General features: G+C 68.2%; 15 protein-coding genes. 6 read left to right on the top strand and 9 right to left on the bottom strand.

The genetic code is table 11. The features are described from left to right. The first annotated feature begins 134 nt into the window (after positions 1 to 134). The 5 genes from BKG60_RS16230 (at position 135) to BKG60_RS16210 (ending at position 4,428) form a co-directional block, all read left to right on the top strand. Positions 135 to 866, top strand: a complete 732-nt coding sequence (locus BKG60_RS16230; RefSeq protein ID WP_070944584.1) for a lytic transglycosylase domain-containing protein — start codon at positions 135 to 137, stop codon at positions 864 to 866. A gap of 96 nt (positions 867 to 962) precedes the next feature. Then, positions 963 to 2,246, top strand: coding sequence for a phosphopyruvate hydratase (gene eno, locus BKG60_RS16225; RefSeq protein ID WP_070944585.1), 1,284 nt, complete (start codon positions 963 to 965; stop codon positions 2,244 to 2,246). A 28-nt stretch (positions 2,247 to 2,274) separates the two neighbouring features. Continuing rightward, the gene (locus tag BKG60_RS16220) at positions 2,275 to 2,982 is read left to right on the top strand and encodes an FtsB family cell division protein (protein ID WP_070944586.1); all 708 of its coding nucleotides are present in this window, start codon (positions 2,275 to 2,277) and stop codon (positions 2,980 to 2,982) included. After that, complete coding sequence (locus tag BKG60_RS16215) at positions 2,975 to 3,466, top strand: DUF501 domain-containing protein (RefSeq protein ID WP_070944704.1); 492 nt, start codon at positions 2,975 to 2,977, stop codon at positions 3,464 to 3,466. The genes BKG60_RS16220 and BKG60_RS16215 overlap by 8 nt, the downstream gene beginning before the upstream one ends. Beyond that, positions 3,463 to 4,428 carry a Ppx/GppA phosphatase family protein gene (locus tag BKG60_RS16210; protein ID WP_070944705.1) on the top strand — a complete coding sequence of 322 codons (966 nt, stop codon included), beginning with the start codon at positions 3,463 to 3,465 and terminating at the stop codon, positions 4,426 to 4,428. Before BKG60_RS16215 ends, BKG60_RS16210 begins: the two co-directional genes overlap by 4 nt. Positions 4,429 to 4,686: 258 nt before the next feature. Here the strand turns inward: BKG60_RS16210 and BKG60_RS16205 are convergent, their stop codons facing one another. The 6 genes from BKG60_RS16205 to BKG60_RS16180 form a co-directional block, all read right to left on the bottom strand. Beyond that, the gene (locus tag BKG60_RS16205) at positions 4,687 to 5,751 is read right to left on the bottom strand and encodes an MPT63 family protein (RefSeq protein WP_242663577.1); all 1,065 of its coding nucleotides are present in this window, start codon (positions 5,749 to 5,751) and stop codon (positions 4,687 to 4,689) included. A 212-nt stretch (positions 5,752 to 5,963) separates the two neighbouring features. Then, a complete protein-coding gene (locus tag BKG60_RS16200; RefSeq protein ID WP_070944588.1) occupies positions 5,964 to 7,535 on the bottom strand; it encodes a radical SAM protein in 1,572 nt (523 codons plus the stop codon). Next, positions 7,532 to 8,044 carry a hypothetical protein gene (locus BKG60_RS32505; RefSeq protein ID WP_239252641.1) on the bottom strand — a complete coding sequence of 171 codons (513 nt, stop codon included), beginning with the start codon at positions 8,042 to 8,044 and terminating at the stop codon, positions 7,532 to 7,534. The genes BKG60_RS16200 and BKG60_RS32505 overlap by 4 nt, the downstream gene beginning before the upstream one ends. Next, entirely contained in the window at positions 8,041 to 8,826 is a 786-nt protein-coding gene (locus BKG60_RS16190; protein WP_070944589.1) for a prolipoprotein diacylglyceryl transferase, read from the bottom strand. The genes BKG60_RS32505 and BKG60_RS16190 overlap by 4 nt, the downstream gene beginning before the upstream one ends. A gap of 25 nt (positions 8,827 to 8,851) precedes the next feature. Further along, positions 8,852 to 9,556, bottom strand: a complete 705-nt coding sequence (locus BKG60_RS16185; protein ID WP_070944590.1) for a ZIP family metal transporter — start codon at positions 9,554 to 9,556, stop codon at positions 8,852 to 8,854. Positions 9,557 to 10,060: 504 nt separating this feature from the next. Then, the gene (locus BKG60_RS16180) at positions 10,061 to 10,414 is read right to left on the bottom strand and encodes an ArsR/SmtB family transcription factor (protein WP_070187665.1); all 354 of its coding nucleotides are present in this window, start codon (positions 10,412 to 10,414) and stop codon (positions 10,061 to 10,063) included. 106 nt (positions 10,415 to 10,520) lie between these two features. Here BKG60_RS16180 and BKG60_RS16175 point away from each other — a divergent pair, with 106 nt between their 5' ends. Then, entirely contained in the window at positions 10,521 to 12,476 is a 1,956-nt protein-coding gene (locus tag BKG60_RS16175; RefSeq protein WP_070944706.1) for a heavy metal translocating P-type ATPase, read from the top strand. 16 nt (positions 12,477 to 12,492) lie between these two features. On the opposite strand, the gene BKG60_RS16170 is transcribed toward BKG60_RS16175, so the two are convergent. From BKG60_RS16170 to BKG60_RS16160, 3 genes are all read right to left on the bottom strand, one after another. Continuing rightward, positions 12,493 to 14,373 (bottom strand): propionyl-CoA synthetase, encoded by a 1,881-nt coding sequence (locus BKG60_RS16170; RefSeq protein WP_075909779.1) that lies wholly within the window; start codon positions 14,371 to 14,373, stop codon positions 12,493 to 12,495. A gap of 101 nt (positions 14,374 to 14,474) precedes the next feature. Beyond that, the gene (locus tag BKG60_RS16165) at positions 14,475 to 15,176 is read right to left on the bottom strand and encodes a response regulator (RefSeq protein WP_070187656.1); all 702 of its coding nucleotides are present in this window, start codon (positions 15,174 to 15,176) and stop codon (positions 14,475 to 14,477) included. Next, positions 15,173 to 17,710 (bottom strand): sensor histidine kinase, encoded by a 2,538-nt coding sequence (locus tag BKG60_RS16160; RefSeq protein WP_070944591.1) that lies wholly within the window; start codon positions 17,708 to 17,710, stop codon positions 15,173 to 15,175. Before BKG60_RS16160 ends, BKG60_RS16165 begins: the two co-directional genes overlap by 4 nt. Positions 17,711 to 17,717: the final 7 nt, after the last annotated feature.

Below are 17,717 nucleotides of genomic sequence, written 5' to 3'. Positions count from 1 at the left end.
TCACCTTAGCAGGGGGGCCTGTGGGTCCTGCCGACTTCACCTGCCGTTCTTCTGGCACGGACCCGTCGCTCGCCGCGTTCATGGGCGCGCATGCGACGATGGCCCATCAGATAGAGCGGGGTTGAGGGAGTCCGGTGTCGCCAGTGCGTTGGCTGCGGGCTGTCGCCGTAATTGCTGCGACAGCGCTGCTGTTGGCATCCAGCTGTTCGTGGCATCTGGGGACCCCAATTCCCGAGGGTGTGCCGCCGCCGGCCGGGGACCCGGTGCCCGCGATCGACACCTACGCCAAGGGCAGGCCCACCGATCAGCTGCATGAGTGGGCCGCGCAGCGGGCTCCCGCGCTGGGAATGCCCGTCAACGCCCTCGAGGCATACGCCTACGCGGCACGCGTGGCCCAGGTGGAGAACCCCAATTGCCGGCTGGCCTGGACCACGTTGGCCGGCATCGGCATGGTTGAGAGCCACCACGGCACCTACCGCGGCGCGATGATCGCCCGCAACGGCGACGTCACCCCGCCGATCCGCGGTGTGCAACTCGACGGGACCGCGGGCAACCTGCGCATTCCCGACACCGACCACGGAAAGCTGGACGGGGATCCGCTGATGGACCGCGCCATGGGGCCGATGCAGTTCATCCCGGAGACCTGGGGGCATTTCGGGGTGGACGCCAACAACGACGGTGTGGTCAGCCCGGACAATTTCGACGATGCGGCGCTCTCGGCCGCCGGGCTGCTGTGCTGGTACGGCAAAGACCTGTCCACACCCCGGGGCTGGATGAAGGCGCTCAAGGCCTACAACAACTCCGAGCAGTACGCCCGGATGGTCCGGGACTGGGCGACGGCATACGCGGCCGGTCACGGCCTGTGACACCACGAGTGAGGCCACTGACACGCCCAAACACGCCGTCGCGCGGGCCACGCTCTAGTCTCATCCATACACGCAGGACTCAATAAGGAGAAGCCAGTGCCCATCATCGAGCAGGTTGGAGCCCGCGAGATCCTCGACTCCCGTGGCAACCCGACGGTCGAGGTCGAGGTGGCCCTGACCGACGGCACGTTCGCCCGGGCTGCGGTGCCGTCGGGTGCGTCGACCGGCGAGCACGAAGCGGTGGAGCTGCGCGACGGCGGTTCCCGCTACGGCGGCAAGGGCGTCGAAAAGGCTGTGGAGGCCGTGCTCGACGAAATCGCGCCGGCGATCATCGGCCTGGCCGCTGACGATCAGCGCCTCGTCGACCAGGCCCTGCTGGACCTCGACGGCACACCGGATAAGTCTCGTCTGGGCGCCAACGCCATCCTCGGTGTCTCGCTGGCGGTGGCCAAGGCCGCGGCAGACAGCGCCGCGCTGCCGTTGTTCCGCTACCTCGGTGGGCCGAACGCACACATTCTTCCGGTGCCGATGATGAACATCCTCAACGGCGGTGCCCACGCCGACACGGGGGTGGATGTCCAGGAATTCATGGTTGCCCCGATCGGCGCGCCGTCGTTCAAGGAGTCGCTGCGCTGGGGTGCCGAGGTGTACCACTCGCTCAAGTCTGTGCTCAAGAAGCAGGGGTTGTCGACGGGTCTCGGCGATGAGGGCGGCTTCGCCCCCGACGTCGCCGGCACCAAGGCCGCACTGGACCTGATCGCGACGGCCGTCGAGGCCACCGGATTCAAGCTCGGCAGCGACGTGGCCCTGGCGCTGGACGTCGCCGCCACCGAGTTCTACACGGACGGTACGGGTTACGCCTTCGAGAAGGAGACCCGCACCGCCGAGCAGATGGCCGAGTTCTACGCCGGCCTGATCGACTCCTACCCGTTGGTGTCGATCGAAGATCCGCTGTCCGAGGACGACTGGGACGGCTGGGTCGCGCTGACCTCGGCCATCGGTGACCGGATCCAGCTGGTCGGCGACGACCTGTTCGTCACCAACCCGGAGCGTCTGGAGGACGGTATCGAGCGTGGCGCCGCCAATGCGCTGCTGGTGAAGGTCAACCAGATCGGCACACTCACCGAGACACTGGATGCCGTTGCGCTGGCGCACAACAGCGGGTACCGCACCATGATGAGCCACCGTTCCGGCGAGACCGAGGACACCACCATCGCCGACCTCGCGGTCGCGGTGGGCAGCGGTCAGATCAAGACCGGCGCCCCGGCCCGCAGTGAGCGCGTGGCGAAGTACAACCAGTTGCTGCGCATCGAGGAGGCGCTCGGCGACGCCGCGCGCTACGCGGGCGATCTCGCGTTCCCGCGGTTCGAGGCCAAGTAACGCAGGCGTCTGCGCACCCAATACGTCGATGCCCGAAGCGAAGCGGCCCGATCCGAAACGAAGGTCTCCGGCCTCCCGGCCCGGCAAGCCGGGCAAGGCCGGGGAGTCGAAGCGGCCGCGCGCTTCACAGGCCCGCCGCCGGGCAGCTGAATCTCGTCCGGCGCAGGCTGATCCGGTGGCCGAGGAAAAGGTCACCAAAGCCATTGCGGTGCAAGCTCAGCAGCAAGCCGAGCTGCAGTCTGAACAGCGGTTCGGGTCGACGGCTCGCCGGGCGGCGATCCTGGCCGCGGTGGTATGCGTGTTGACTCTGACCATCGCCGGGCCGGTCCGCACCTACTTCGCCCAGCGCACCGAGATGAAACAGCTCAAGGCCAGCGAGCAGCAGTTGCGGGCCCAGATCGCCGACCTGGAGCAGCAGAAGGTCAAGCTGGCCGATCCGGTGTACATCGCGGCACAGGCCAGAGAGCGGCTGGGTTTCGTCATGCCCGGCGACACTCCGTACCAAGTGCAGTTGCCGCCTGGGGCTCTGGTGTCGGACGATTCGGGAGCTCCTGTGCTTCCCGGCTCGACAGTGCCGGCCGGCCAGCCCTGGTATACCTCGCTGTGGCACACGATTGCCGATGAGCCGCACGGGGTTTCCCCGACGATCGGCGGACCTCCGGCCCCGGGTGGGCCTCCTTCGGGTGGGCCGCCGGCCCCGCCTCCGCCTGCTGAACCCCGAGGTCCCAATGGTTGATCCCGCCGACATCGAGGCCGTGACACGGCAGTTGGGCCGTGAACCGCGCGGAGTGCTGGAGGTCGCCTATCGGTGTCCCAACGGGGAGCCGGGGGTGGTCAAGACCGCGCCGAAGCTTCCCGACGGTACGCCGTTTCCGACGCTGTATTACCTGACGCATCCGGCGCTCACCGCGGCCGCCAGCCGGCTGGAATCCTCCGGGCTGATGCGGGAGATGTCCGAACGGCTGCAGCGCGACGAGGATCTGGCTGCGGCATACCTGCGGGCGCACGAGTCGTATTTGGCCGAGCGGGACGCGATCGAACCGCTGGGGACCACGTTCACCGGTGGTGGCATGCCCGATCGGGTCAAGTGTCTGCACGTGGTGATGGCCCACTCGTTGGCAAAGGGTCGCGGGGTCAATCCTTTTGGCGATGAGGCGCTGGCACTGCTGGCGGTTGAGCCGGCGATGGCCGGAATCCTGGATCCGGAGGTGTGGGTTTGAGTCGGGTCGGCGCAATCGACGGCTCGCGCCGGGTCGGCGCAATCGACTGTGGTACCAACTCGATTCGTCTGCTGATCGCCGACGTCGCGGACGGGAAGCTGCGCGATGTGCACCGCGAGATGCGGGTGGTCCGGCTGGGCCAGGGCGTCGACGCCACGGGGCAGTTCGCTCCAGAAGCGTTGGCGCGCACCGAATCCGCGCTGGCGGACTACGTGGCGCTGATGAGCGAGCATTCGGTCACCGCGGTGCGGATGGTGGCGACCTCGGCGGCGCGCGACGCCGGCAACCGTGACGACTTCTTCGCGATGACTGCGCGACTGCTGGGCAAGGTGGTGCCCGGGGCGGTGGCCGAGGTGATCACCGGCACGGAAGAGGCCGAGCTGTCGTTCCGCGGTGCGGTCGGTGAACTCGACCCTACCGCTGGGCCTTTCGTGGTGGTCGACCTGGGCGGGGGCTCGACCGAACTGGTGCGCGGCAGCACGGCGGTAGAGGCCGCCTACTCGGCCGACATCGGATGTGTCCGCCTGACCGAACGGTGCCTGCACTCCGACCCGCCGACCGCGGCCGAGGTGGAGCAGGCGCGAGCGGTGGCCCGTGACGGCCTGGCCGATGCGCTGCGCGTGGTGCCGGTCGAAGGGGCGCACACCTGGGTCGGTGTGGCCGGGACGATGACCACCCTCTCAGCGCTGGCGCAGGGGATGACTGAGTACGATCCTGAGGCAATTCACCTGTCTCGCATCGGATTCGATGATCTGCTCGGGGTGTGCGAGCGGCTGATCGGGATGACCAAGGCGCAGCGCCTGACGCTCGGGCCGATGCACGCCGGCCGTGCCGATGTGATCGGCGGCGGCGCGATCATCGTCGAGGAGTTGGCGGCGGTTCTCGGCCGCGAGGCCGGCATCGGGGAACTGGTGGTCAGCGAGCACGACATTCTCGACGGCATCGCGCTGTCGATCGCCTGACCTGTTCCTGAATGCGCTTCTGGGCGCGCCGATTTCTCTGCCTCGGGCGCCATCCGTCGCCGTTTTCTACCGTGGGGCTGTACCTCGCGCGGCGGCGCAGCCCGGGTGTAGAAAGCGGCGGGCAGGCGGGACCGGGCAGGCGGGACCGGGCAGGCGGGACCGGGCAGGCGGGACCCGGCCGGGTCGGACCGGGCTCCACACATAAAACAACGGCCGAACGCGGTTGCCCGCGTCCGGCCGTTGCCGTGTTTGCCTAGATCAGGACGCAGGCCCGTGGTTGCTCGCCGGGGCGACCGCGGGGGCCGGGGCGGGCGTGGTGACGACCGGCTGGGTGCCGGCGGGAACCAGCGCCGGCTCGGAAGCCGGAGCAGCCGGAGCGGCGGGAGCGTCCGGAGCCGGAGCGGCCGGGGCAGCCGGAGCGCCCGGCACGGCGGCGGGAGCACCCTCGGCGGGCACGCCCTCGGCCGGGGTCACCGCGGTGGCGGCGTTGCCCGCACCCGCGGCGGCCGGTGCCGGGGCACCCTCGGCGACCGGCATGCCATGAGCGACCGGGGTCGACTCAGGGGCCGGAGCGCCCGGAGCCGGAGCGGCCGGAACGGCTTCGGTGCCGGCCGGGGTAGCGGCCGGAGCACCCGGAGCCGGGGTGGCGGCGGGCAGGTCCGTCGCGCGGCTACCGGCACCTGCGGCGGCCGGAGCAGCACCCGGCGAGGCGGCGGGCGCGGGGGCCGGGGTGGCAGCGGCCGGAGCGGCCGGAGTTGCACCCGACGGGGCTGCGGCCGGAGCGGCAGGGGTGGCAGCCGGGGCGGCGGGTGCCTGACGCTTCGGCGCGTTGGCAGCGGGGGCCGCGGCGGGCGCCGCAGCCTTGTCCCACACCAGGACGTCGTTACCGCCGGCGTTGTAGACGACCGAGGTCGGCTGGTCACCGGTCACGTCGAAGTAGATCTTGCCGCTGGTCTTCTGGCCCTGGGCCAGGGTGGCCGGGTTGACACCCTGCTGGCTGGGCACCTGGAACAGCGCGCGGTAGTTCTGGCCGTCGGCGGCGCGGACGTTGAAGTTGGAGACGATCGGCGTCACGGAGCCCTGCAGGGCCTCGTTGGTCGCAGTGACCTCCCACAGGGTGCCGCGGGGCGTGTAGTTGATGGTGTCGGTGCTGGGCTTGAGATCGGTCACTGTCCAGACCTGGGTGCCGCCGTCCAGCTTGCCCTGGCCGCCGAGCGCAGCGGTGGTGACGGCAACGTCGTCGGCGAGCGCCATCGGGGCGCCACCGACGATCGCCGCTGCGGCGACGGCCGCTGCGGCGAAGGCCGTACTGATATTTGTCATCTTCAAGGCATTCACTCCTGACTGATCCAAAAAGAGGTGGCAGGCCCCCCGGCAGTGGGACACCCACTTCATGGCAAGTTAGCAGCTTAAGAGGACGGTTAGGAACACTAGTTCACAGTTTCTGCCATTGGCGCTTGGCAGAAAGCCGCGTTGACCTGGGATCTGAGCACTGCGGTCAGGTTGATACGGAGGTGACCAGCCTGTTCGGCGCCTCATCGAATCTCGGTGAGCGGTAATGCCCGCCCCGCCGAAAGGGACAACCGTTGACGTCCGAGCGCAGGCCAGGCCTGTACGGCACAAAACGGCGCGCACTGGTGCTGGGCCGAGTCCGGCTGCGGCGAACGGGTGCCCACGTGCACACAGCATTGAATGAGGCGCTCTTCGATCATCGTGGACATGTCCATGAACGGTTTCACGGTCAGCCGCACCACGCGCTCGCCCAGCAACGCACGGATCTTGCGGCGGCGTCCCGGCAGGGCTGAGGATGCCAGCGTCAGCAGGGTCCCCATCCCCAGGTCGCAGCTCTCACAGATCGCCCGCCACACGTCGCCGATCTGTGGATGTGACAGCGAGGACTGCTCCGAGAGCAGGCCGAGCAGGGACTCCTGCACCGCCATGCGCAGTTGGCGGGGGATCTCGGTGTCGGCGATGCGATTGGACACCAGGCCCAGCTTGTCCTTCAGGCTCTCGGCACCGATCACCGACACCAGCGAGCGCCATTGGTCGCCGTCGTCGCGGACCAGGTAGCCGACCGAGCAGCAGTGCGGGTGTGAGCAGGGCAGCGCGGTCAGGTCGCGCCAGGTGACGGCACCGTCGGTCTGCGGACCCAGCCGTTTGAGCACCCCGGTGTGGGTGAGCCGGTCCATCGGGTCGATCGCACCGGAGCGGCCCGAGCCGAACTGCGGCTGGATGGTGAGCCCGCCGACATACGGGGTGTCCAGGGCAAGTCGGACCATGTCGCCGATCTCGCCGTCATTGACTCCCAGTGCGCAGGTCATCACTAGGGTGGTGAAGATCTCCCGCTCGGAGAGCCGCTGTAGGGCTTGGCTCTTGGTCCGCCGCAAGTCGCCGCCGCGGTGGTGGCGGTGCGCTTGCTCGGACACTCCGTCGTATTGCAGGTATACCTCGACGCGTTCGCGGTGCCTGGTGAGCAGGTCGAGCAGTGCGTCGTCATTGGCGATGCGGACTCCGTTGCTGTTCACCAGGATTCGGGTGATCGGCCGGGCCGCCAGCTCGTCGAGCAGCTCGGTCAGGTCTGGGTGCAGCGTTGGTTCGCCGCCGCTGAGCATCAGGACGTCGAGGCGGCCGTTCTCGCGCGCCAACCGCTGGTCGACGTTGGCCAACACATCGGCGGTCGGCACCACGTGGCGCAGATCGGGCGAGCTGTCGGTGAAGCAGGTGGGGCAGCGCAGGTTGCAGGTCTCGGCGATGTCGGCCAGCAGGATGCAGGTGTGCTGCGTCTGCATTTCGGGCAGGCCGCGAAGATAGGCCGACGGGATCGGGTCGAAGTTCCCGGCCACATCGGGCGTGTGAGCTTTTGTCGGGGCGGTCCACTCCTCCAGGTAGGACAGGATCTCGGGATCCTCGTCGTAGAGGGTGCGAACCAATCCGTGTGTGCGGCAGCCGCGTTCGAGCCAGACGCGGCCGTCGCGTTCGATGAGCATGCCGGCCAGACGTTCGACGTCGGGCAGTGGACGCTCGGGGGCCTCGTCGTGACAGTGCGGGCAGAAGGCGGTGACGTACCGGTGCAGCCGGTCACCGCGCAACGCCATTCCGGCGCTCATATGCCGTACAGGTCGGGGTTGACGCCGGTGCAGAACCCGGCGGTGAACAGTGAAACCAGGGCCCAGCCGACCATCAGCCCGATACCGAGGCCCTTGGCCGTCGGGTTCTTCGACAGCAGCATCAGGGTTCCGCCGCCGAAGGCGATGAACGCCAACAGCACTGCCGCCCCGCCCAGCACCGCATTGGCGCTGCCGCCGGCGCTGTCGGTGGCTCCGGCGCCCATGAAGGCGATGAAACCGATCACCAGGTTGAGTGCGGCATAGAGAAACGGCCCGAGGATCACCATGGCGACGGAGATGCGCCGCTGAGGCTGTGGCGGTGGGCCGTAGGGATGGCCCGGTGGGTACGGATAGGCCGGGTAGCCAGGGGCCGGCGGTGGCGGGGCGGGTGGACCGCCGTGATAGGCGGGTGGAATGCCCTGTGGTTCAAAGCTTTGCGGCCCGAAATCCTCCGGTGGGCCGCCGCCGTGCGGAGGTGTGTCGTCAGGTGGGCCGGGCGGTGTCGTCATACGGGCACCTCCTGAGGGTGGGCTGGTTTGCGATAGTACCCGCGGCGATGGCCGTACCACAGCCGAAATCCGAGGATCAGCAACGACGGCAGCAGGAACCATTGCGGGCGGGTCAGATCCAGCCATACGGTCTCGTTGGCCCGGACGAACTCGACGAGGAATCGGAATACCGCGTAGCCGGCGACGTAGAGAACAAACAACTCCCCGGGCTTGCCGATGCGCGGCCGCAACCACAGCAACACAGCGAATGCGGTGAGCTGGAAGGCGATCTCGTAGAGGAACGACGGGTGCATGGCGGCGCCGGTGAGGCACCCCGGACATTCGGGGGTGTCGGCCGGGGCATGGATGCCCCAGGGCAGTGTGGTGGGCCGGCCGGGGGCTTCGGTGAGGTGGCAGCCGATGCGGCCGATGGCCATGCCGAGTGCTACTGCGGGGGCGAACAGATCACCGGTTTTTCCGCGGAAACCACCGACTCGTTTGGCGATGAGCACACCGAGGTAGGCGCCGAGCAGCCCGCCGAGGATGCTGCGCGAGCCGAACTGCCAGGCCTGCGCCAGGCTCGGATTGGCGCTGAAGTCCAGGTGCCGTAGCCACCCGGTCATTCTCATCCCGATCGCGCCACCGATCAGCGCGCCGGCCGCGGCGACGACCGACTGCTCGTTGACCGCGCCGCGTCTGCGGGCCTCGGAGACGAAGACCAGCAATGCCGCGGACACCCCGAGGGCGACGAACAGGTTGTGCACCCCGACGCTGAGCGGCCCCAGGTGCCACTGGGCAGTCACCCGCCGAACCTAACCCGGGAGAGGTTCACCCGGCTAGTGACAGCCCGGCGGCAACCGCAAATCCCAGCACGGCGGCCAGTCCGGCGTTCTCTCCGGCTTTCTCGGTGGCCTCGGGGATCATCGAGCCCACCAGCATGACCAGTAGGGCACCGGCGGCGAAACCGTTGATTCCGCCCTGTAATTGGGCTCCGGCGAGGTTCTGTAACTGGTAACCGCCGACGGTGGCCAGCGCGCACAGTGCGGCGATCGCGGTCCACCCGCCCACGATCCGGCGTGCCGGATCTCCCGCGGCTCGCATGTCGCTGGCCGACCCGATGGACTCGGGAAGGTTCGACACGAAGATGGAAACCACCAGTGCCAGGCTGACGCCGGCTCCGGCCGCGATGCCGATGCCGAGTGCGGCCTGCTCGGGAATGCCGTCGAGTAGCGCACCCAGCAGCAGGGGTAGCCCGGCTGTTTGGGTTCCCTTGCGGCTCAATCGATCTACGGCCTTGTCCGCGAGGTAGAACACCACGGCTCCGGCGGCCAGGCCGAGTGCAACGGCCCAGGCGCCGCTGGCGCGGAAGCCGTCTTCGGCGAGTTCGAAGGAGATGCTGGAGATGAGCGCGCCCGCACCGAAGCCGAGGACGAGGCCGACGAGGCGTTGATTCCAGTCCCGGACCACACCGGCGACCGCGCCGATGAGCAGTGAGGATGCGGCGACCAGTCCCCAGGTCAGTGCGGAGAGCACAGCCGCAGCATAAGCCAGCGCGGGCTCAGAACCGGGGAAGCGGGGGCAGTGGAGAAAGTGACGAAGCGCGAGATCGCACGACCGATCGGTGTGATCGATGAGGTTTTGGGCAGAGCATCAGGGGGCGTTAGGGGTCGCGGGTGGTGGCCTGTCGCCGGGTGCCCGGACGACAGGCCACCGGCGGCGTCAGCGCCGCGCGTTGCAGTTCGGCGGGTTACCGCAGTGGTGGCCACCGTCGCAGGCATTGCAGCGGCAGGTGCACGATCCCTTGGTTGCGATGCGCATCGTTGTTCAACTCCTCATTGTGCGGGTGCTGCGGGCGTGGCCGACAGCAAACTCCCGAGTATGGGCGGATATCAACATATAACGACTTCACAATAGTTCGGCCCACCCTGAAAATAAAGCATTCCGGCAATGGTGCGGGTTTTTGCCACATGGTCCGCGTCGATGCGGCTCGCTCAGGTGAACACTGCGTGAAACTCTTTGCCTGCAGCTGATTTAGAGTCAGGCGGAGCTTTCACGGGCGCCGAGCCGGAGGTGCTCGATGTGGTAGATGGCTTCATCGAGCAGTTGCGCCACATGGCTGTCGTAAAGCCGGTAGACGATGTTGCGGCCGGACCTGTCGCCGGTCACCAGGCCCAGCGCCCGCAATAGTCGGAGTTGGTTGGAGACGGCGGGTTGTTCCATGCCCACCGCAGCCGACAGTTCGGTGACCGAGCACGGTGATTCCCGCAACCGGGTCAGGATGAGCAACCGGTTGGGGGAGGCCAGGGCCTGCAGGGTCTCGGCGACTTTGGCTGCGGAGGCGGCGTCGAGGGACGCTGCCGGTGTCGCGCGCCCCTCAACTCCGTGGCCCATGGCATTCATTCAAGCACGCGCGTCAAAAATACTAGTGATACATTTCAATCTCTACATGTTTAAATGTTCACAAGCTGCGAGAGAGTGAAACCAGGGGGTGCGGTCCATGACCGCTGTGTCGAGCGACCGGTTGTCGGTGCGCGACGGCCGCGACGGCGCTGCCCGGCCGGCCGGTGCGCGCGGGATCGGCACGTGGATCTGGACGCTGAGTTCGGTGCGCTGGGCCGTTGTGGCCCTGGGATTGATGCTGGGCGGTGTCGTCGCGCAGGTGGCCGATGCCCCATCGCCGGTGTGGTGGGCGCTGTACCTCGCGTGCTATCTCGCCGGCGGTTGGCAATCGGCAGTGTCTGGTGTGCAGGCGTTGCGCGACCGCTCGCTCGATGTCGACCTGTTGATGATTCTGGCGGCGATCGGGGCGGCCGCCATCGGGCAGGTGTTCGACGGCGCACTGCTGATTGTCATCTTCGCGACGTCGGGCGCGTTGGAGGACGTGGCCACCGCGCGCACCGAAAGATCGGTGCGCGGACTGCTCGAGCTGGCGCCGCCCGATGCGACACTGGTCGACGGCGACGGCGCGCAGCGCGTCGTCGCCGCTGACACGCTGCGGCCCGGCGACCAGATCCTCATCCGGCCCGGGGAACGGATCTCGGCCGACGGCACCGTGACCGGCGGGTCCTCGGACGTCGACCAATCCTCGATCACGGGCGAACCCCTGCCGGTTGCCAAACAACGGGGCGACGACGTGTTCGCCGGCACGCTGAACACCTCTGGGGCGCTGCAGGTCACGGTCACCCAGGACCCTTCGAGCACGGTGATGGCCCGTATCGTGGCGGCGGTTGCCGCGGCCTCGGCGACCAAGGCCACCACCCAGCTGTTCATCGAGAAGATCGAGCAGCGCTATTCGGTGCTGGTGGTGGCGGCGACCCTGGCGTTGTTCGCGGTCCCGCTGGCGCTGGGCGGTGATCTACGCTCAACCCTGCTGCGCGCCATGACGTTCATGATCGTGGCCTCGCCGTGCGCGGTCGTGCTCGCCACGATGCCGCCTTTGCTGTGCGCGATCGCGAACGCCAGCCGTCGTGGGGTACTGGTGAAATCGGCGGTGGCCATGGAGCGGCTGGCCGACACCGATGTCGTCGTGCTGGACAAGACCGGAACCCTCACGACGGGCGCGCCCCGGGTATCGCAGGTGTCGGCGGTTGCCGGTGCGCCCCCTGACCAGGTACTCGCCACTGCGGCTGCCGCAGAACAATTCAGCGAACACCCGATCGGCCGAGCCATCGTCGCCGAGGCGGCATCGCGACTCATCGCGGTGCCCGAGGCCACCGGCTTCACTGCCCGCTCAGGGCGCGGGGCGCAGGCGATCGTCGACGGGTGCAAGGTCGAGGTGCTCAGCCCCGCGGCATATGCGGGGCCACCGATCCAGGCCGTGGCCGACATCGAGGCCACCGGGGCTACCGCCGTCGTCGTGACGGTCGACGGACAAGCGATCGGGGTGCTGGGACTACACGACCAGGCTCGCCCGGGCGCGGTCGCGGCGGTGCGGGCACTGCATGCCCTGACCGGGTGCTCACCGGTGCTGCTCACCGGTGACAACCGCGCCGCGGCAACGCAATTGGCTGCCCAGTTGGGTATCGAGGATGTGCGGGCCGGACTGCTGCCCGAGGACAAGGCGGCCGTGATCCGGGAGTTCGAAGCCACCGGCCGACGCGTGCTCATGGTGGGTGATGGTGTCAACGACGCACCGGCCATGGCGTCGGCGCATTCGTCCATGGCGATGGGCCGCACCGGCGCCGATCTCACCGTCGACACCGCCGATGTCGTCACCGTCGGTGACGACCTGTCGGCCATCGCATCGGTGGTCGCGTTGTCGAAGCGGGCCCGGCGCCTGGTCATCGCCAACCTGGTGATCGCAGCCACCGTCATCACCGTACTGGTGGCCTGGGATTTGGTGGGGCACTTGCCGTTACCGTTGGGAGTAGCCGGTCACGAGGGCTCGACGATCCTGGTGGCGCTCAACGGCCTGCGGCTCTTGAGCAACCGCGCGTGGCCCCGCCCTTCCTAGCGCTCGGCGGAAGAAGTCAGCCCCGCAGGACGTTCTTGAGGGCGTCGAGCACCGCGGGATCCTCGATGGTGGAGGGCGCCGGCTCGTCCAAACCGTCGGCGATACCGCGCATGGTCTTGCGCAGGATCTTGCCGGACCGGGTCTTGGGCAATGCCGCGACCACGTCGACCTTCTTGAAAACCGCAACCGCACCGATGCTTTCCCGCACCCGGTCCACGAGCTCCTGGGTGATCCCCTCGGTCGAAGCGCCGGTCTTGAGTACGACGAAGCCGCGCGGCACCTGTCCCTTGAGCTCGTCGGCGACACCGATCACCGCGCATTCGGCCACCGCCGGGTGATCGGCCAGCACGGCTTCGATCGACCCGGTCGAGAGCCGGTGTCCGGCAACGTTGATCACGTCGTCGGTGCGGCCCATCACGAACAGATAGCCGTCGGGGTCCACATAGCCGCCGTCGCCGGTGAGGTAGTACCCGTTGAAGGCCGACAGGTACGACGCGACATAGCGGTGGTCATCGCCCCACAGCGTGGGCAGCGTGCCCGGAGGCAGCGGCAGCTTGATGCAGATCGCGCCTTCCTCATCCGCATCGCACGGAGAGCCGTCCGAACGCAGGATCTGCACGTCGTAACCCGGCATCGGGACCGTCGCCGAACCCGGCTTGATCGGCAGCGGCTCGACGCCCATCGGATCGGCGGCGATCGCCCAACCGGTCTCGGTCTGCCACCAGTGATCGACCACGGGGATTCCGAGCTTGTCGGCGGCCCAATGGTAGGTGTCGGGGTCCAGGCGCTCGCCGGCCTGGAACAGGTACTTCAGGCCGGACAGGTCGTAGTCGGCCAGGCGGGTAGCGTCGGGATCTTCCTTCTTGATCGCGCGGATCGCGGTCGGGGCGGTGAACAGCGCCTTGACGCCATACTCGGCCGCCACGCGCCAGAACGCGCCGGCGTCGGGGGTGCCGATCGGTTTGCCTTCGTAGAGAACGGTTGTCGCGCCCAGGAGCAGGGGCGCGTACACGATGTAGGAGTGGCCGACCACCCAGCCGACGTCGGAGGCCGCCCAGAACACATCGCCGGGTGCGATGTCGTAGATGTGACGCATGCTCCACAGCAGGGCGACCGCATGCCCGCCGTTGTCGCGGACGATGCCCTTGGGTTTACCGGTGGTGCCCGACGTGTAGAGCACGTACAGCGGATCGGTGGCGGCCACCGGCACCGGATCGACCGGTGCAGCGTCCACCAGTAGCTGCTTCCAGTCGTGATCGCGTCCGTCGACCAGCTGGCAGGGGCACTGCTCTCGTTGCAGGACGACGCAGGCCCTCGGTTTGTGCTCGGCGATCTCCAGTGCCGCGTCGAGCATGGGCTTGTATTCGACGGTGCGGGTCGGCTCGATGCCGCAGGATGCGCTCACCACGACCACGGGGCGGGCGTCGTCGATCCGGGTGGCCAACTCATGCGCCGCGAACCCACCGAACACCACCGAATGCACGGCGCCGAGCCGCGCGCAGGCAAGCATCGCGATGACGGCCTCGGGGACCATCGGCATGTAGATCACGACGAGATCGCCCTTGTTGACGCCGAGTCCCCGCAGGGCCCCGGCGAACCGGGCTGTGGCGTCGCGCAACTCTCGGTAGGTGTAGCCGGCTTTGGTGCCGGTGACGGGGGAGTCGTAGATCAGCGCGGTTTGATCGCCGCGCTCGTCGACGTGGCGGTCCAGGGCGTTGGCACAGGTGTTGAGCTCGCCGTCGGGGAACCACCGGTAGAACGGCGGGTTGGTGTCGTCGAGTATGCGCTGCGGCTCGGAAGTCCAGGTCACCGCCTCGGCGGCGCCGGCCCAGAACGAGGCCGGGTCGTTGAGGCTGGCGTCGAAAAGAGCGCGGTAAAGGGCACCATCACCTGACATACCGGCACCGTAGCGTGTGTGCGACCCCTCCCGCGAGCAGACACAGAGTCGCACCATTCCACGCTGCAAAGTGCGATTCTGTGTCTGCTCGGCGGAAGGAGCTACTCCTGGAAGCGGTAGCCCATACCCGCCTCGGTCAGCAGATGCACCGGGTGGGACGGATCGTCCTCGAGCTTGCGGCGCAGCTGTGCCAGATAGACCCGCAGGTAGTGGGTTTCCTTCGCATAGGCCGGGCCCCACACCTCGCGCAGCAGCTCTTCGCGGCCGACCAGCTTTCCGCGGTTGCGGACGAGCATCTCCAGCATGCCCCACTCGGTGGGGGTCAGATGCACCTCGTGATTGTTCTTGGTCACCTTCTTGGACGCAAGATCGACTGTGAACGAGGAGGTTTCGATGACGGGCTCATCGGTTTCCGACGCCGCCGCCCCGCGGCGTACCGCGGCGCGTAGCCGGGCCAGGAACTCGTCCATACCGAAGGGTTTGGTGACGTAGTCGTCGGCGCCGGCGTCGAGGGCCTCGACTTTGTCGGCCGAGTCGGTACGGGCCGAGAGCACGATCACCGGTGCCGACAGCCAGCCGCGCAGGCCGGCCAGCACCTCGATGCCCGACATGTCGGGCAGCCCGAGGTCGAGGACGATGACGTCGGGCCGATGGTCGGCGGCGGCGCGCAGGCCCTGACCGCCGTCGGTGGCAGTGACGACCTCATAGCCGCGTACCGACAGGTTGATCCGCAGTGCACGCAGGATCTGTGGTTCGTCGTCGATCACCAGGACGCGGGTCTTGGCGGCGCTGGTTGGTGTCATGCCGGTTGGTCCTTTTGCGGTGCAGCAAGGTCGATTTCGACGGTAAGGCCCCCGCCGGGAGTATCGGTCGCGGAGATGATGCCACCCATGGCTTCCACGAAGCCGCGGGCAACGGACAGGCCCAGCCCGACGCCGATGCTGGTGTCGTGATCGCCGAGCCGTTGGAACGGCGCGAACAGTTTTTCCTCGGCCCCGCGCGGCATGCCGGGTCCTTCGTCGATCACCGCGATCAGTATCCGATCGGCCACCTGCCCGGCGCTGACCCGGATGGGACCGTCGGGGGCGTACCGCAGGGCGTTGTCGATCAGATTGGCCAGCACCCGCTCGAGTAACCCGGCGTCGGCCATCGCGACGGCGTCACCGACCTCGACCTTCACCCGGTCCAGGCCCTCGCGGGTGAATCCGGTGGCGCCCCTGCTGATTCCCAGAAGTGCACGCTGCGTCGTCTCCTCGAGATACACCCGGCGCAGCTCGGGGCGGACCACCCCGGCCGACAATCGAGACGAGTCCAGCAGGTTGCCGACGAGCGCGGTGAGCGCGTCGACGGATTCCTCGATGGTGGCGAGCAGCTCAGCGGTGTCCTCGGCGGAGAAGTCGATGTCCTCACTGCGCAGGCTCGACGCCGCCGCCTTGGCCGCGGCCAGCGGGGTACGCAGGTCATGACTCACCGCGGACAGCAGCGAGCGGCGCAGTTCGTCGGCCTGCGCGATCGCCTCGGCCTTGCCCGCCTCCTCGGTGAGCTCGCGCTGCTTGACCAGTCCGGCAGCCTGTTTGGCGACGGCGCTGAGCACACGGCGGTCTCGCGCCGCCAGCTTGCGCCCGGACATCAGCAGCCAGAATTCGTCGTCCCCGACTTCGATCGCAGTGTCGGCGGTGTCGACGTCGGCGCACGGCTTGGTGCCGACGCACGCCACGATGTCCGCGCGTCCACTGCGTTCGCGCAGCAGGCTCACCGCCCGCTGGGAATAGGTCTCGCGCAGCCGTTCCAGCAGGGTGGTCAAATCGGCCCCGCGCAGCACCGACCCGGCGAACAAGGTCAGCAGTTCGGCCTCCTGCGAGGCTTTCCTGGCTTCGCGGGCCAGGCTCGCGGCCCCGTCGACCAGCGCCGCGACCGCCACCGCCACCAACAGGAGCACCACGATGGTGACCGCACTGTCGGGTTCGGCGATCGTGAACGTGTAGCGCGGGTCCACCAGGAAGTAGTTCAACAACAGCCCGGACAGCAGGGCCGACAACCCCGCGGGTGCAACGCCGCCGAGCAACGCGACGATCAGCACGCCGATGAAGAACAGGGCGCTCTCACCGCTGACCCCGAGATACGGGTCGAGCATGGTCGCGATCACCAGGCAGATCACGGAGGGAACCACAAGGGCGGCCAGCCAGGACACGACATGACGCTGCCGAGGGCTGGCCGCCGACCAGCCCAAGCCGCGGCGGGCCTGCTCGTGGGTCACCATGTGCACGTCGATCTTGCCGGACTGCTGTACGACCACGGCGCCGATACCCTCGTCGAGCATCCGGGCCCACCGGGACCGCCTCGACGTGCCGAGCACCAGCTGGGTGGCGTTGCGTTCCCGTGCGAAATCCAATAGCGCAGTGGGTACGTCGTCGCCGACCACGGTGTGCACGGTGGCACCGAGGCTGGCGGCCAGCTCCCGCACCTTGCCCATCTGCGGCGCCGAGACACCCGAGAGGCCGTCGCCGCGCACCACGTGCACCACCATCAGCTCGGCACTGGATTTCGAGGCGATCCGTGATGCCCGGCGCACCAAAGTTTCCGACTCGGGGCCGCCGGTGACCGCGACCACCACGCGCTCGCGGGCCTCCCAGGTGTCGGTGATCTTGTTGTCGGCACGGTACTTCGCCAGGGCCGCGTCGACCTGGTCGGCCAACCACAGCAGGGCCAATTCGCGCAGCGCGGTGAGGTTTCCGCGCCGGAAGTAGTTCGACAGCGCGGCATCGACACGTTCGGGCGCATACACATTGCCGTGGGAGAGCCTGCGGCGCAGCGCCTCCGGGGTGATGTCGACCAACTCGATCTGATCGGCCGCGCGGACCACCTCGTCGGGAACCTTCTCCTGCTGTTCGATGCCGGTGATCTGGGTGACCACATCGTTGAGGCTTTCCAGGTGCTGGACATTGACCGTCGAGATCACGGTGATCCCGGCGTCCAGCAGTTCTTCGACATCCTGCCAACGCTTCGGGTTCTTGCTGCCCGGGGTGTTGGTGTGGGCGAGTTCGTCGACCAACACCACCTGCGGGTTGCGGGCCAGTACCGCGGCCACGTCGAGTTCGGGGAAGCGACCACCCCGGTACTCGACGTAGCGCGGCGCAATGACTTCGATGCCGTCGAGCAGGCCCGCGGTCTTCTTCCGTCCGTGCGTTTCCACCACTGCGGCCACCACGTCGGTGCCGCGTTCGAGCCTGCGGTGCGCCTCACCGAGCATCGCGAAGGTCTTACCCACGCCGGGCGCCGCACCCAGATATATGCGCAGCTCACCGCGCTTGGCGGGGCTGACCGGCGGCGGGTTCACAAGTCCA

Origin of the sequence: Mycobacterium syngnathidarum (genome assembly GCF_001942625.1) — a bacterium.
Lineage (GTDB): Bacteria > Actinomycetota > Actinomycetes > Mycobacteriales > Mycobacteriaceae > Mycobacterium > Mycobacterium syngnathidarum.
The sequence above is the reverse complement of the archived record's forward strand: the minus strand, read 5'-3'. Positions and strand labels throughout refer to the sequence as shown.

Excerpts from the sequence above, each read along its gene's own strand:
- BKG60_RS16220 (WP_070944586.1), top strand. The coding sequence starts at position 2,275 with ATGCCCGAAGCGAAGCGGCCCGATCCGAAACGAAGGTCTCCGGCCTCC.
- BKG60_RS16215 (WP_070944704.1), top strand. The coding sequence starts at position 2,975 with ATGGTTGATCCCGCCGACATCGAGGCCGTGACACGGCAGTTGGGCCGT.
- BKG60_RS16205 (WP_242663577.1), bottom strand. The coding sequence starts at position 5,751 with ATGACAAATATCAGTACGGCCTTCGCCGCAGCGGCCGTCGCCGCAGCG.
- BKG60_RS16200 (WP_070944588.1), bottom strand. The coding sequence starts at position 7,535 with ATGAGCGCCGGAATGGCGTTGCGCGGTGACCGGCTGCACCGGTACGTC.
- BKG60_RS32505 (WP_239252641.1), bottom strand. The coding sequence starts at position 8,044 with ATGACGACACCGCCCGGCCCACCTGACGACACACCTCCGCACGGCGGC.
- BKG60_RS16180 (WP_070187665.1), bottom strand. The coding sequence starts at position 10,414 with ATGGGCCACGGAGTTGAGGGGCGCGCGACACCGGCAGCGTCCCTCGAC.
- BKG60_RS16175 (WP_070944706.1), top strand. The coding sequence starts at position 10,521 with ATGACCGCTGTGTCGAGCGACCGGTTGTCGGTGCGCGACGGCCGCGAC.
- BKG60_RS16170 (WP_075909779.1), bottom strand. The coding sequence starts at position 14,373 with ATGTCAGGTGATGGTGCCCTTTACCGCGCTCTTTTCGACGCCAGCCTC.
- BKG60_RS16165 (WP_070187656.1), bottom strand. The coding sequence starts at position 15,176 with ATGACACCAACCAGCGCCGCCAAGACCCGCGTCCTGGTGATCGACGAC.